Genomic DNA, 13,732 nt, shown 5'->3' on the forward strand with positions numbered 1-13,732 from the left:
GGCGACGACGGCGGTCACGGTGAGGGCCTTCTTCGGGCTGGCGATGCGGCGGATGGCGGCGAGGGACACGGAGGATCGCTTTCTTCGGGGACAGGAAGGTCGCTCGCTCGCCGGATCCGGGTGGTGCGGGTGGTGCGTGGGTCCTGGCGTGCGGAGGCACCGTGACCCTGTGGGGGTCGTGGTGCCTGGCGACGTCCTCAAGACAAGCAGGCCCGAGAAGCGTCCGCAATGACCCCATTTACTAGTCGTGGCCGCATTGGGGTGTTTGCCGGTTGGTGTGAGCTGGCTCTCAATCCGCAGGTCAGGGGTGGTGGTTGCGCGGGCAAGTTTCTCTTTTGATCTCCTACCGGGGTTAGTGGGTGACGTGGGTCATGTGGGGTGCTTCACCGGTTCCGTGACACTGCGTGCGCCGGGGTTCACGGTGGGGGGCCGAGAAGCCCGCTGCGCGCGAAGGGTCCCTGATGCGGTGCGGGCGGGGAGGCTTGTGCCGCCTCCCGCCCCACAGCCGCCCGTACGACGGACCGGAACTCCTCCTGACCTCGGCTGCTCTGCGGCGTCACCTGACGTACGCCATGCGGTCGACCCACTGGGACAGCGTGAGGGAAGTGGACCAGGCCTTGGCGGCGGAGCCCCGGCCGTGACGCTGGCGCGGGGCGTCGCGGTGGGAACCGGACGGGTGCGAGCGCGGCTGCGGGCAGAGCCGGGGGGCCAGGGCCTCGCGGAGCGAGGAGAGGTGTGCGGCAACCGCGGCCAGGCAGTGGTACTCGTCCCGGCACGGGGTGCAGACGCCCAGGTGGGCGACGACGGAGCCGGCCTGCTCGGGCGCAAGGAGCTGGAGCGCGTGCTCGGCCAGCAGGTCGTGGACTGCGCGGCATTCGTCGTGGTTGGTGGCCATGTCGGATCCTCTCCGTACTGCGACGCCCGACCGCCCGGGCGTTCCACAAGGTCCAGCTGGTTCAGGCGGTCGTGCAAAGCATGGATTCAGCCCTTGTGACGCATTCCAAGACTGGCCGACGACCCCTCCTGTGCGCGTCGTCCCTCCGCAGTGAATGCCGGGTACTGCGGACGCAGTACCCGGCAGGTCAGGCTGCTCCGGCCGCGCAGACAGGGGCGCCCGGCCGGGCCTCTGTCATCCGGGCCTCTGTCATACGGAGAGAGGAGAGGGGCCGCGATCCGTCGTCGCGTTGACCAGGCCGCACTGATAAGCGATGACGACGAGCTGAGCCCGGTCGCGGACCGCGAGCTTGCTCATGGCGCGGTTGACGTGCGTCTTCACGGTCAACGGGCTGACGAACAGGCGTTCGGAAATGTCATCGTTCGACAGGCCGAGCGCGACGAGGCTCATCACGTCGCGTTCCCGGGGGGTGAGGCAGGCAAGCTGCTGGTGGACCGCGCCCGCACAGGGTTCGGGCTGGGCCAGGAAGCAGGTGATCAGGGCGCGTGTGGCCGCGGGGGACAGCAGCGCCTCGCCGGCGGCCACCGTGCGGACTGCGTCGAGGAGCTCGTCCGGCTGCGCCCCCTTGCCGAGGAAGCCGCTCGCTCCGCGCCGCAGGGCCTCGGCGACGTACTCGTCGTTCTCGAAGGTGGTCAGGATGAGCACCTTCACCGCCGCGAGATCGTCGGCTTCGCTGATGGCCCGGGTGGCGTCCAGGCCGTCCATCCCGGGCATCCGGATGTCCATCAGCACCACATCGGGGTGCCGGGTGCGCGCCAGTTCCACGGCTTCGTGGCCGTCCGACGCCTCACCCACGACCTCCATGTCCTCCGTGGAGTCGAAGAGAATCTTGAAGGTGCCCCGTAGCAGCGCCTGGTCGTCGGCGAGCAGAACGCGGATCGTCATGTCCGGACCTCCGGTAGTGCGTGCGGTGTCCCGCCGCCCGCTGTCGTGGCGGAGCGCAGGGGTAGTTCGGCGATCACGGCGAATCCGCCCTCGGGCCGTTCCTGCACGGTGAGCGTCCCGCCCACGCTGGCAGCCCGCTCCCGCATGCCGATCAGCCCGTGGCCGGTGCCCTGCCGCGGTTCCTGCGGGAGCGTCCGGCCGTCGTCCTCGACGGTGATGGTCAGCCACCGGGGGGTGTAGCTCAGGCACAGCCGGGCCTTGTCCGCGCTGCCGTGCTTGCGCACGTTGGTCAGGGCCTCCTGGATGATGCGGTAGGCGGCCAGATCGGCCGCGGGGGCCAGCGGCTGGGTCGCACCGTGGCGGGTGCACAGGACGGCGAGGCCGACCCGTTCGAGCGAGGCGAGCAGAGCGGGGACCTGTTCCAGCCCCGGAATGGGACCGCGGGGTGCCTCGCAGTCGCCGGACTGCCGCAGCAGGCCCACCGTGACGCGCAATTCGTCCAGCGCCGACCGGCTGGTCTCCTGGATGTCCTTGAGGGCGGCGACGAGCTGATCCGGTTGCTGATGCCCCACGTGGGCCGCCACACCGGCCTGGGCGTTGATCAGGGCGATGTGATGGGCGACGACGTCGTGCAGCTCACGCGCGATCCGGACCCGCTCGGCCGCCACCCGCTGCTGCGCCTCCTGTTCACGGGTGCGCTCCGCGTGCTCCGCCCGTTCCTCCACGGCCGTGACATAGGCCCGGCGCGAGCGCACTCCGTCCCCGACCGCCGCCGGCAGGGCCGTCCACGCCAGCATTCCGACGTTGTCCGGTTGCAGCCCGGAATTCGGGTCGTGCACCAACGCCGCTCCGATCAGCACGGAGGCCGAGGCCGCGGCCACGCTCAGGGCCGTGCGGCGGTCCGTCAACGTGGCCACCGAGTACACGGACATGATGACCGGGCTGGTCACCACCGGACTCTCCCGGAACCCCAGCAACTGGAACGCCACCCCGCAGCAGACCGCGCAGGCCGCCACGGCGAAAGGGAAGCGGCGACGCCACAGCAGCGCGAAGCAGCCGATGCCGGCCAGCAGGACCGCGGGCCATCGCACGACGAATTGGTGCTCGTGCGGAAGGAACGAGGCGCCGATGACGGACAGCACGAACAGCCCCGACACGCCCAGCACGTCACGAACCGCACTCCGGGGTTCGCGCTCGCGCGCATTGCTCACTGCCATGGCATCACCGTAAGGACGCTGTTCGCACGCTGCCGGGCCGACGGACGGCGGCCACGCCTGAATCCCCGGCCCCAGCAGCCCGGTCGGGCGATCGGCGCGACTGGCCTCTTCGAGTGACGGGCCGGGACCTGACAGCCTCGCACCTTGATCCGCCGGCCGGCCCTAGGTGTATTGACCCGCAGGGTTGTTGACGCGGCGATGGCGATGGCCACGGCGATGGCCCGGGCCGGCTGACCGCGGCCGGTCCGGGCCATCGTTCGCTCCAGGATTCATAACAAAAATGTCCGCTAGATCGCTGTGCATATTGTTAACAATCTTGTAGCGTGCGTGACGCCTTCGCTCGACGCATCTGCGAAGCACTCGGCTCTCAACGAGGGGAGACCCCCATGCGGCGGCTCTCGGCGTCCCCCGGACGCCGCGCACGCTCACACACCTCACCGGTATCGAGGAAGGACGCCCTGTGACCCGGAAGCAGCTGCTGAGAAGCGTGGCGATCGCGGGCTCCCTCGCTCTCACGGCCGTCGTGATCCCGGCCTCCTTCGCGGAGGCTTCCGGGCCGGCCCCGGCGCACATCCGCGGCCAGGCCGCGGATCCGGAGGACGCCGCGCTGGCCTTCGACTCCGCTGCCTATACGACGATCACGGTCACCGTCGACGGCCGGCCGATGAACGTGCGCTGGTACAAGGAGATCTGCTACGTCGCGAAGCCGGTCGCGGCGGCGGCGCAGCAGTCCGGCGGCCCCGGCGGCGGCAGCACGACGATCGAGAACACCGCCTGCGGCTACCAGAGCATGAACGTGTTCGTCCCCGAGAGCGCCTTCGACGACCAGCGGGCACCGATCTACTTCGCGGTCAACAACGGCGGCTGGATGGCCAGTTACATCAAGGCGAGCGTGACCGGCGGTGCGTCCTACGACAGTTCCACGAGCAACGTCGGCGCCGCGCTGAAGGCCGGATACGTCTTCGTCGACGTGGCCAACCGGAGCCGCGGACTTGTCGGTGCCGACGGCACGGCTCCCGGCAAGGCCCCCGCCGCGGCGGTCGACGCCAAGGCCGCCGTCCGCTATCTGCGCCTCAACGACGCCGCGATGCCCGGCAGCGCCGAGCGGATCGTCATCAACGGAACCAGCGGTGGCGGCGCGCTGGTGTCGATCCTGGGCGCCTCCGGCAACAGCAAGGAGTACGACCCCTACCTCGCCGAGATCGGTGCGGCGGGCATCGACGACAAGGGCCGCAGCACCCTGCGCGACGACGTCTTCGCGGTCAACGGGTACTGCCCGATCACCGACCTCGGCAACGCGGACAAATCCTACGAGTGGCTGTACAACGTCCTCGGCACCCGTGACACCACCGGCGAGAACCCCTCGCCCGAGGACGCCGCCGCGATCGCCGCCCAGTTCCCCGCGTACGAGAAGAGCCTCGGGCTGCGCAATCCCGACGGTTCCGCGCTCACCGCCGCGACCCTGCTCGACGCCATCAGGAAAGAGGTCGTCCGCTCCGCCGAGACCTATATGAAGGCCGACCCCGCCCACACGATCCCGCAGCTCGGCGAGGACTTCGTCATCACGTCCGGTGGCTTCGGCGGCCCGCCCACCACCAAGACGTACGTCAACGACTGGATCGACGTCGACAACACCACCGACAAGGTGCTCTCGGTCGACATGACGAAGTACCTCGCCTTCGTCGCCACCCAGGCCACGCTCAAGACGACGCCCGCCTTCGACGCCGTGGGCGTCAACGGGAACACCACCAGCGGCACCGAGACCAACCTCTTCGGGCCCCCGACCCAGAAGTACATGAACTACACCCAGTACAGCTGGGACCACAACGACGTCGCGGGCGACGGCAGCGGGATCGACGACACCGGCCTGACCTGGGCCCAGTACACCCGCAGGTCGAGCACCACCGTCGACGACCAGATCCACCTCATCGACCCGATGGACTTCATCGGTACCGGCGCCGACACCGCGCCGAACTGGTACGTCCGCAACGGCACTCGCGACCGCGACACCTCGTTCATCGTCTCGGTCAACCTCGACCGGGCACTCGAGGCGGACCCGCAGGTCAAGGACGTCGACTACCAGCTCGCCTGGAACCAGCCGCACGCCGGCAACTACGACGTGCCCGAGGCGATGGCCTGGATCGCCAAGGTCGTCCACAAGGCCGGCGACCCGCTGGCACCGGGCCACCGGAAACAGGAGGACGCTCACCGCGCCTGAGGATCCATGACCTCGGACTTCTCTCCGCGGCCCGGACGCCGAGCCGCTCGATGGTGGCCTCGCGCTCCTCCTCGCTCTGACCGGCCAGCAGGACGGCGTCGTACCACGCCTCCTCACGGGGCTGACGGACAAAGCCCGTTCTGCCACCGCACACCAGGGAGAGCTCCCGTCCTGCGGCCTAGGTGTATTGACCCGCAGGGCTGTTGACGCGGGTGATGGGTGGCTGGCCTCCGAGGGCGGTGCGGCGGGCGGCGGCCCTCTCGCGGCGTTCGGGCGTACGAGGTTCAGGCCACGAGCAGCCAGAGACCGAGCTCCGCCGCGTCGAGGGCGACGAGGTCGCGGTTGCGCTCGGCCCACCGGCCCGAGGCGAGGTCCTCGCGGAGGCCGTCCACCGCCCGCCGCTCGGCCCGCGGACCGACCCTGGTCCACACCGACACCGCACGACGCACCTGTTCGTCCAGATACGCCTCGGGCCGGCGCCAGTGGGCCTCGAAGAAGCCGTCGGCGCAGTCCCACGGAATCAGCACCGGCTCCGCCCGGCCCCCGATCGCGCGGGTCAGATCGGCCAGTGAAGGCCAGTCGACCAACAGGTCGGCGAACTCGGGCAGATAGTCGCGGGTGAGCCAGAACCGCTCACGCCGCTCGGTGTCACCGGCGTCGTACGTGACCACCACCACCCGGCGGGCCACGCGCCGCATCTCACGCAGCCCGGCGATCGGGTCCTGCCAGTGATGAACGGTGCTGAAGGCCATCGCCGCGTCGAACGACTGGTCCTCGAACGGGAGGCTCTCCGCGGCGGCGGCCACGCACGGCGCCGCGCCCGCGGGCCGCTGCGCCCGCATGACCGCCGACGGTTCCACCGCGGTCACGTCGCGGTCCGGCGGCTCGTAGGAGCCGGTGCCGGCACCGACGTTCAGTACCGTCCGCGCGTCCCCGAGCGCCTCCCAGACTCGCGCGGCGATGCGCGGCTCGGTACGTCGCGTCGCCGGATAGGCGGACCCGATGGCGTCGTACAACTGCGCACCGAGCGCCTTCAATTGTTCCTCCGGGGTTGACCTGATCCCCATGGCCCGTGCCTCCAGTTCCCTGTCGATGGCCGTCACCATCGCGCCGGCGCGCTCACGCTGCTCCATGAGCAGGCCGCGCAGCCGGCGCAGGTGCGCGACCGCGTCGGTGTCCGGGTCGTCGACCAGATCCGCGATCTCCCGCAGTCCGAAGCCCAGTCGCCGGTAGGTGAGCACCTCCCGCAGCCGTTCCACGTCGTCCGCCGAGTAGGCCCGGTATCCGGCCGCGGTCCGCGCGGACGGTCGTACGAGGCCGACGGCGTCGTAGTGGTGCAGCGTGCGGACGCTCACGCCGGCCAACTCCGCGACACGTCCCACGGTCAGGTGCTCTTCCACACCACCGACCATGCGGCATGACGCCGCGTGAGGGTCAAGCGGCCTGTCCTGGAGGCGCGTTGGCCCCCGTCACGTCACTGCCGCGCGCCGCCGCCCGCGATACCCTCCACCGGGTGATCAACTCCTATGCAGGCCTTGACGATTCCGCGGTCGCGCTGGCTGCCGCCCGGGCCGGGGCGGACGTGGTGCGCACGCTGTACGGCCGACAGCTCACCCGAATCGACAAGGGAGGCGGAGACTTCGCCACCGCCGCCGACGTGGCGGCCGAGAAGGCGATCCTCGCCGTCATCCGGGCCGCCCGGCCCGATGACGCCGTGCTCGGCGAAGAGGGCGGGCAGCAGGGCGCCGCGCAGGCCGCGCGCCAGTGGCTGGTGGATCCCCTGTGCGGGACACTGAACTACGCCGTCGGCAACATGCTGGTGGCCGTGAACGTGGCCCTGCGCGGCGGTGCGGCGGCGGTGGCCGATCCGTTCAGCGGCGAGGTCTTCTGCACCGACGGCGAGCGCGCCTGGGTGCGGCACGACGGTGCCGATGCCCCGCTCGCGCCCACGTCCGCCACCCGGCTCGTGGACGTCAACCTGGACCCGCCGTTCCCCGGCGCGCCCGGCTTCCGGGCCGTCGACCTGCTGGCGGAGTCCGGCTTCGTGGAACGTTTCCGGCCCCGGGTCGTGTCCACGACACTGGCGTTGGCCTGGGTCGCGGCCGGCAAGCGCGCCGCCTACGTCACCGACGGCCGTGACCTGTCAGGGAGCGTGCACTTCGCCGCCGGCATAGCCCTGTGCCGGGCCGCCGGCTGCGTGGTCACCGGGGTCGACGGCGCCCCGCTCGGACCGGCCGGCCGTGGTCTCGTCGTCGCGAGCGACCACGAGACCCACCGGTTGTTGATGTCGATGATCCGCAATTCCGGCACCTGAGACCGTACCCGTCCGGCTTTGTGGTCCCGTCCGGCCTACTGGATGCTCCAGCGGTGCGGGTGGGCGGGATTCCCGGGACAGGCGAAGATGTTGAGCTCGCCCCAGCGGCCCACGGTGACCTCGGTCGGAGTGGCATGCGGGTGCGGCGGCAGGCCCTGTTCCTCCAGCGGCCGCCAACTGCCGCTGCCGCCGTCCCACTCGGAACTGTCGATGGTCAGCAGCAGCCGCATCGGCTGCGCGCAGGTGCGGCAGTCCATGGGGGCCGGGTCGGTGGTGTGCCAGGAGGCGAAGCCACCGACGCGCCAGCCCGGGGGGATCGACAGGTCGTACTGGTATCCGACCGGAGCGGCGTCCTCCTCGTCGGCCACATCCCCGGCCTCGGCCTCCAAGGCCTCCTCCCAGGCGTCGATCCGGGCGCACAGGTCCTCCGGGAGGAGACCGGCGAACGGGTAGGTGACCACCTGCTCCGGATGCAGCACGCACGGCTCCGGTACGTATCCGTCGTAGCCGACGACCTGCGGTTGCGGCGGTGCGGCCAGTATCTCGGTGACCTCCCAGGACCGGCGCCAGCGCAGGTCGAGCAGCATGCCGTGGCCGTTCGGGCCGTGCGCGTCGAAGGGGCACCAGAACACCTGGAGCAGATCGCAGTCGTCCGGCCCGGCCGGCAGGTCGGGAAGCTCACTCCGGTAGAACTGCGCAAGGCCGATCAGGGGCAGTGGATCCGTCGCGGCAGCCCCTTCGACGCGGTGCGGCCGGTCGAGTTCGTCGAGCAGCAGGCGCTCCTCGTCGGTGGGCCCGGGCTTCGGTTCACGCCGCCACGCGGCGGCCAGGATCTGCCGTTCCCGGTGGATGTCGGCGGGCCGTCGGCCGCGTACGTGGCTGTGCGGCTCGGTGCATACCGGCCAGGGCTCGTCCGAGGGCCACAGCAGCGGACCGCCGACGGAGCTCGTCGTGACCTCCGGCCGTCCCGGGCGTGGATGGAGCCGGGTCGTGGTGCCCCGGTGTGCGGACAGCTCCGGGAAGAGCGCCTCGATGTCCAGCGGGCGCGGCGGTGTGGTCCTCGACATGCAGGTGACCTTAGACAACCGCCGACCGCCGTGTTCGGGCGCCTCGCTCCGCTGGGGGAGTCCCGCCTGCGCGACCATCGGTGTCCGGTGTCCGGTGTCCGTCGGCCACCCGGGCCCGTGCCGGTCTGTCACATGGGTGCGCCGGGGTCTCCGGGACGGATGCGGCCGCGCCAGCCGGCGATGTCGCCGCCGCCTTCGACGTAGTCCTTGAAGCGGTGCAGGTCTCCCTTGACGCGCCGGTCGATCAGGCCCAGCGCGCTGGCACCCTTCTCGGCCGCACCGGTGGGCTCCACCTCCAACGTGAGCTCCACCCGGGTGTGCAGGTCGTCCAGCCGTTCGAACCGGACCGATCCCCGCTGCCGGGTGTCGCCGCCGACCGTGCGCCAGGTGATCCGGTCGTCCGGCAACTGGTCGATGATCTCCGTGTCGAATTCGCGCCGCATCCCGCCGATGCTGGTGGTCCAGTGGTTGTGCCGGTCGTCGAGCTGCGTGACCTCGTCGACGCCCTCCATGAACCGCGGGAACTCCTCGAACTGCGTCCAATGGTCGTACGCCGTGCGCAGCGGCACCTCCACGTCGACCGCTTCCTTGACAGTACTCATAAAACTCTCCTTACCGATTTGCCAACATGCCGACTCATCGGTTCGTTGCCGTGGACGGCCGCACCACGTGGGCCGGCCGTTTTGCATGTGTATGGCACCGAGTACCCGGCAGAGCAGCGTGAACCCAGGTATCCGCCCACATTGCGCAGTGCTCGGCCGGCCCGGGCGCGCGCCCGTCGGGGCCGGGGTTCATGCCCTGGACGACAGCAGCCGGGCGGGACCACGCCTTCGGGCCGGGGCGAACGCGGCGACGGCCGCGCCGCGGCGTGCCGACTCGACCGTGGCGGCCTGCCGCCGGGCCCGCTCCAGCAGTGTCTTCAGCCTGGTCTCGTCCAGTGCCTTCGTCGGAGCGAACCGCAAAAGGGTCTGCCACAGCAGCGTCTTTCCCTCGATCCCCAGACGAAGCGTCTCCAACTCGGTGACGGTGCTCAGCGCGGACCGCCCCGCCAGTCGCCCGTTGAGTTTGAACAGGCGTGCCTTCTCGGCGACCCGCCCGGCGTAGGCCTTGTGGCGCCGCTCCGGGACGCCGAGGTCGTCCATGAGTTCCAGCAGCGTCTGCCGGTCCTCCCCGATCTCGTGTGCCACGCGGCGCAGTTCACCTCCGTACGGTGAGTGGCGGAGGCGCTCGGCGACGTGACGGGACACGTGCTGTCCGGTGGTGGCGCCGGCCAGATGGTCGTTGAGATAGATCCCCAGCAGTTTGCGGTGCATGACGGTCTCCAGGGCGTTCAGACCTGCGCGAGACGGACGTCGACGGCCCCGTCGGGACTGACCCGGCAGGTGAACGGCGGCTGGGGCGCGGTCGCGGGGCCCTGGACGTTCGCTCCGTCGGACAGGCGGAATCTGCTTCCGTGCCAGGGGCATTCGAGACAGCCCTCGACGACCCTGCCGTCGTGCAGCGGTCCGTCCATGTGACTGCACCGGTCGGCCAGCGCGCTGAGCCGGCCGTCCTGCGTACGCACCACGACCAGTGGTACCTCGTCGGCCGTACGCCGTACCAACTCGCCCACCGGGAAGTCGTCCAGCGTCCCGATCCGGTGCCAGGCCGGTTCGACCAGCACCGGCACCGCCTCGGCGTGGTTGACCCCCGCGGCCTGCCGGTAGGCGAGATGGCCACCGAGCACGCCACCGACCGTGGCGACCGACAGGCCCGCGAAGCCGAGGACCCGGCCCAGCGATCGCCTGCCACCGACCCGTGCCAGCAGCGATCCGCCGTACAGGGCCACGGCCGTGATGTTCGCCGCGGCGTGGACCAGGCCGACCCGGGCCTGCCGGGGGCGCTGTTCCGCCCAGTCCACCCAGCCGGCCAGCGCGGCCGGCCCGGCCGAGGCCAGACCGACGGCCACGAGCCGGTCGGCGGCCCGCCGCTCACCGGGGAACAGGTCGAGGAGAGCGGCCGAACTCCAAGCCCCGATGGGCAGTTGGACCAGGACCGGGTGCAGGGGATGCCCGAGCCACAGACCGCGCAGTACGTCGCGGCCGCCGCCCAGCGGCAGCGCGCGCACCGCTCGGCGGACGGCTGCCGCGGGCCTGTCCAGGGCCGCTTGGCGTTCCAACGCGTCCATGGCCTTCGGCAGCGGGCTTCGCTGTGAGGCCGTCGTCCCACTCGCTTGCGCCGTCGTCTCACTCGCTTGTTGCGTCAGTCTCATGGGAACCGTCTTTCTTGCCCGGTCACGGGCGGATCAGGAAGGTCCTCTTCATGCGAAATCACGCGAAGGCGTTGCGCAGCGCCGGCAGCAGCGTCCGGTCCGACCACTCCAGGAACGCGGGCTGGCTCTCGCCACCGATCTGGACGAGGGCGATCTCGGTGAACCCGGCATCCGCGTAGGGCCGTACCGCCTCCACGAACGCATCGGGATCGTCGCCGCAGGGTACGGACGCGGCGACGTCCTCACGAGTGACGAACTCGGTTGCCGCGGCGAAGGAGTCCGGGTGGGGAAGTTCGGCGTTCACCTTCCAGCCGCCGCTGAACCACCGGAACTCGTCGTGGGCGCGTTCGATCGCCGTGTCGCGGTCGGGGTCGTAGCAGACCGGTAGTTGCCCGACGCGCGGTTTGCCGGCGCCGCCGTGCCGGTCGAACGTCTCCAGCAGTCCCGCGTCCGGCTCGGTGGCGATGACGAGGTCGGCGAAGCGGCCGGCGAGTTCGCACGACCGGTCGCCGGACACGGCGATCCCGAGCGGTGGCGGCGTGGGCGGCAGATCCCACAGCCGGGCGGAGTCCACGGCGAAGTGGTGCCCTCTTCTGCTCACGTGGCCGCCTTCGAACAGATCCCTGATGATGCCGACGGCCTCCTCGAACATCTCGTGACGCACCTCCACCGAGGGCCAGCCCCGGCCCACGACGTGCTCGTTGAGGTTCTCGCCGGAGCCGAGCCCGAGCCGGAACCTGCCCTGGGAGAGCAGTTGCATCGTCGCGGCCTTCTGCGCGACGACCGCCGGGTGGTAGCGAAAGATCGGGCAGGTCACATACGTCATCAGCGGGATACGTTCGGTGGCCTGGGCGGCGGCCCCCAGGACCGTCCAGGCGTAGGGGGAGTGCCCCTGCGAACGCAGCCACGGAAAGTAGTGGTCGCTGGTCACCGAGAAGTCGAAGCCGGCCCGCTCCGCACCCACGACGTGATCGACCAGTTCGCGGGGGCCTGCCTGCTCCGTCATCATCGTGTATCCGAATTGCACCATGGCCTCCGCGTCCCCGAATCGCCCGGGGCAAAACGGTCAGGTGGCGGCGCAGCGCGGGACGTGTGCCCTGACTGCCGTAGGTGTCGGCTTCTCTTCCCAGGGTAGTCGGGGTGTCACGGACCCGTGCGGTCCGGCATGGGACGGCACGGGCAGGAGGGCGGCGGCAGGTGCGCACTGTGGGAGTGGAGGAGGAACTCCTCCTCGTCGATCCGGACAGCGGGCAGCCACGGGCGGTGTCGGCCGCCGTGCTCGCCCGGGCCGGCCAGGACGATCCCGGGCAGGAGGTGTTCGAGAAGGAGCTGTTCGGGCAGATGCTGGAGTTCGCCACGCACCCGCAGTCGCAGATGGCGGACCTCGGCGCCGAGATCGTTCGCTGCCGCAAGGAGGCGGCGCGGTACGCGGGCGGGATCGGGTGCGCGGTCGCCGCGCTCGCCACGTCCCCGCTGCCGGTCAGTCCGTCGCTCACCGTCAACGAGCGGTACCAGTGGATGGCCGAGCAGTACGCGATGGCCGCCCAGGAGCAGCTCGTGTGTGGCTGCCATGTGCATGTCTCGGTGGAGTCCGACGAGGAGGCCGTGGCCGTGCTCGACCGGCTGCGGCCCTGGCTCGCGGTGCTGGGCGCGCTGAGCGCCAATTCGCCCTTCTGGCAGGGCCGGGACACCGGCTACGCCGCCTACCGCACCCGGGTGTGGCAGCGCTGGCCGTCGGCCGGGCCCACGGAGCCGTTCGGGTCCGCCGAGCGATATCACCGGAGGGTGGCGGACATGGTGGCCAGCGGGGTCATCCTCGACGAGGGGATGGTCTACTTCGACGCCCGCCTGTCCGCGGTCTACCCGACGGTGGAGATCCGGGTCGCGGACGTGTGCCTGCGCGCGGAGACCGCCGTGCTGGTCGCCGCGCTGGCCCGAGGCCTGGTCGAGACGGCCTCCCGCGACTGGCGGGCGGGCAGGCCCCCGCCCGACCACGGCGTCAGTCTGCTGCGGCTGGCCGCCTGGCAGGCGGCCAAGTCGGGCCTGGACCGGGATCTGCTCGACCCCGTGACCATGCGGCCCCGGCCCGCCGTGGAGGTGGCGCGTTCGCTGCTGGAACACGTCGGGGACGCGTTGGACGCGAGCGGCGACGCGGCGCAGGTCGAAGCGGCCCTCGCCGGGCTGCTGCGCCGGGGAACGGGCGCGCGGGAGCAGAGGCTGTGCATGGAGCGCACGGGCAGCCTGCGGGAACTCGTCGTCGAGTGCGTCGGGCACACCCAGGGCGACTGACGTGGGGCGCAAGCCGTAGCGGGTCGGGAACCCTCCGCTACCGCGCCGGAGCGAAGGGCCCGGTCGGCGGAACGGGGCCCTGCGCGTCGTCCGCCGTCGACTTCTTGCCGATGTAGAACCAGACGAGGGCGGCGAAGAGCGAGCCGTTGAGCAGGAAGAGCACCCACAGCGCCTTCGGTACGAAGCGGACCCGGTCCGCGGGGGTGCGGACGCAGTCGATCAGCGGCCACAGCGAGACCGCGGCGGCGAGGGCGATCAGCGCGAGGGCGGGCAGGTCCATCGTGCGCAGCATCCGTCTTCCCCTTGCTCGGACTCGGGCGCCGTCTCGGCAGCGGCGTTCACTCCCTCATCGGATGAGCCCCGCCGATCGGTTCACGAACGAGTGCAAGTGACGCACCAGGACGTCCGGGCCGGTCGAGGCGGAAGCGGGCCCCCGCCCCTGGATACGACAAGGCCGCCGCTTCGTGTGAGGCGGCGGTCGGTGTCGTGTGGTGCCTGCTGTGGGCGGGGTGTGTCCGGCGCTGGTGGGTTTAGTA

Annotated in this window: 13 protein-coding genes; 3 read left to right on the plus strand and 10 right to left on the minus strand. The window is 71.0% G+C overall.

Going from position 1 to position 13,732, the window contains the following annotated elements; translation table 11 throughout:
* Positions 1–556: 556 nt before the first annotated feature.
* From ACWC24_RS41295 to ACWC24_RS41305, 3 genes are all read right to left on the minus strand, one after another.
* On the minus strand, positions 557–895 hold the full coding sequence (locus tag ACWC24_RS41295; protein ID WP_450668069.1) for a zf-HC2 domain-containing protein: 339 nt from the start codon (positions 893–895) through the stop codon (positions 557–559).
* Positions 896–1,144: 249 nt separating this feature from the next.
* A complete protein-coding gene (locus ACWC24_RS41300; RefSeq protein ID WP_450668070.1) occupies positions 1,145–1,840 on the minus strand; it encodes a response regulator in 696 nt (231 codons plus the stop codon).
* Entirely contained in the window at positions 1,837–3,057 is a 1,221-nt protein-coding gene (locus tag ACWC24_RS41305; RefSeq protein WP_450668071.1) for a sensor histidine kinase, read from the minus strand. The genes ACWC24_RS41300 and ACWC24_RS41305 overlap by 4 nt, the downstream gene beginning before the upstream one ends.
* A 460-nt stretch (positions 3,058–3,517) precedes the next feature.
* Here ACWC24_RS41305 and ACWC24_RS41310 point away from each other — a divergent pair, with 460 nt between their 5' ends.
* Positions 3,518–5,275: a subtype B tannase gene (locus ACWC24_RS41310; RefSeq protein WP_450668072.1), complete on the plus strand. Its 1,758-nt coding sequence runs from the start codon at positions 3,518–3,520 to the stop codon at positions 5,273–5,275.
* Positions 5,276–5,559: 284 nt separating this feature from the next.
* Here the strand turns inward: ACWC24_RS41310 and ACWC24_RS41315 are convergent, their stop codons facing one another.
* Entirely contained in the window at positions 5,560–6,687 is a 1,128-nt protein-coding gene (locus tag ACWC24_RS41315) for a MerR family transcriptional regulator (RefSeq protein ID WP_450668073.1), read from the minus strand.
* A 101-nt stretch (positions 6,688–6,788) separates the two neighbouring features.
* Between ACWC24_RS41315 and ACWC24_RS41320 the strand changes: the two genes are divergently transcribed.
* On the plus strand, positions 6,789–7,589 hold the full coding sequence (locus ACWC24_RS41320; RefSeq protein WP_450668074.1) for an inositol monophosphatase family protein: 801 nt from the start codon (positions 6,789–6,791) through the stop codon (positions 7,587–7,589).
* 35 nt (positions 7,590–7,624) lie between these two features.
* On the opposite strand, the gene ACWC24_RS41325 is transcribed toward ACWC24_RS41320, so the two are convergent.
* The 5 genes from ACWC24_RS41325 to ACWC24_RS41345 all read right to left on the minus strand — a co-directional run bounded on the left by ACWC24_RS41325 (position 7,625) and on the right by ACWC24_RS41345 (position 11,937).
* Positions 7,625–8,656 (minus strand): hypothetical protein, encoded by a 1,032-nt coding sequence (locus tag ACWC24_RS41325; RefSeq protein ID WP_450668075.1) that lies wholly within the window; start codon positions 8,654–8,656, stop codon positions 7,625–7,627.
* 128 nt (positions 8,657–8,784) lie between these two features.
* On the minus strand, positions 8,785–9,258 hold the full coding sequence (locus ACWC24_RS41330; protein ID WP_450668076.1) for an SRPBCC family protein: 474 nt from the start codon (positions 9,256–9,258) through the stop codon (positions 8,785–8,787).
* Positions 9,259–9,447: 189 nt separating this feature from the next.
* On the minus strand, positions 9,448–9,969 hold the full coding sequence (locus ACWC24_RS41335) for a hypothetical protein (RefSeq protein WP_450668077.1): 522 nt from the start codon (positions 9,967–9,969) through the stop codon (positions 9,448–9,450).
* Positions 9,970–9,986: 17 nt separating this feature from the next.
* A complete protein-coding gene (locus ACWC24_RS41340; protein WP_450668078.1) occupies positions 9,987–10,823 on the minus strand; it encodes a Rieske 2Fe-2S domain-containing protein in 837 nt (278 codons plus the stop codon).
* Positions 10,824–10,965: 142 nt separating this feature from the next.
* Positions 10,966–11,937: an LLM class F420-dependent oxidoreductase gene (locus ACWC24_RS41345; RefSeq protein WP_450668079.1), complete on the minus strand. Its 972-nt coding sequence runs from the start codon at positions 11,935–11,937 to the stop codon at positions 10,966–10,968.
* Positions 11,938–12,104: 167 nt separating this feature from the next.
* Here ACWC24_RS41345 and ACWC24_RS41350 point away from each other — a divergent pair, with 167 nt between their 5' ends.
* Positions 12,105–13,196, plus strand: coding sequence for a glutamate--cysteine ligase 2 (locus ACWC24_RS41350; RefSeq protein ID WP_450668080.1), 1,092 nt, complete (start codon positions 12,105–12,107; stop codon positions 13,194–13,196).
* A gap of 37 nt (positions 13,197–13,233) precedes the next feature.
* On the opposite strand, the gene ACWC24_RS41355 is transcribed toward ACWC24_RS41350, so the two are convergent.
* Entirely contained in the window at positions 13,234–13,488 is a 255-nt protein-coding gene (locus tag ACWC24_RS41355) for a hypothetical protein (protein WP_450668081.1), read from the minus strand.
* Positions 13,489–13,732: the final 244 nt, after the last annotated feature.

The organism is Streptomyces sp. NPDC001443 (assembly GCF_053597355.1).

Bases quoted from the DNA above. Each gene is read 5' to 3' on its own strand.
- ACWC24_RS41295 (WP_450668069.1), bottom strand. From the start codon at position 895: ATGGCCACCAACCACGACGAATGCCGCGCAGTCCACGACCTGCTGGCC.
- ACWC24_RS41300 (WP_450668070.1), bottom strand. From the start codon at position 1,840: ATGACGATCCGCGTTCTGCTCGCCGACGACCAGGCGCTGCTACGGGGC.
- ACWC24_RS41305 (WP_450668071.1), bottom strand. From the start codon at position 3,057: ATGGCAGTGAGCAATGCGCGCGAGCGCGAACCCCGGAGTGCGGTTCGT.
- ACWC24_RS41315 (WP_450668073.1), bottom strand. From the start codon at position 6,687: ATGGTCGGTGGTGTGGAAGAGCACCTGACCGTGGGACGTGTCGCGGAG.
- ACWC24_RS41325 (WP_450668075.1), bottom strand. From the start codon at position 8,656: ATGTCGAGGACCACACCGCCGCGCCCGCTGGACATCGAGGCGCTCTTC.
- ACWC24_RS41330 (WP_450668076.1), bottom strand. From the start codon at position 9,258: ATGAGTACTGTCAAGGAAGCGGTCGACGTGGAGGTGCCGCTGCGCACG.
- ACWC24_RS41335 (WP_450668077.1), bottom strand. From the start codon at position 9,969: ATGCACCGCAAACTGCTGGGGATCTATCTCAACGACCATCTGGCCGGC.
- ACWC24_RS41340 (WP_450668078.1), bottom strand. From the start codon at position 10,823: ATGGACGCGTTGGAACGCCAAGCGGCCCTGGACAGGCCCGCGGCAGCC.
- ACWC24_RS41345 (WP_450668079.1), bottom strand. From the start codon at position 11,937: ATGGTGCAATTCGGATACACGATGATGACGGAGCAGGCAGGCCCCCGC.
- ACWC24_RS41355 (WP_450668081.1), bottom strand. From the start codon at position 13,488: ATGCTGCGCACGATGGACCTGCCCGCCCTCGCGCTGATCGCCCTCGCC.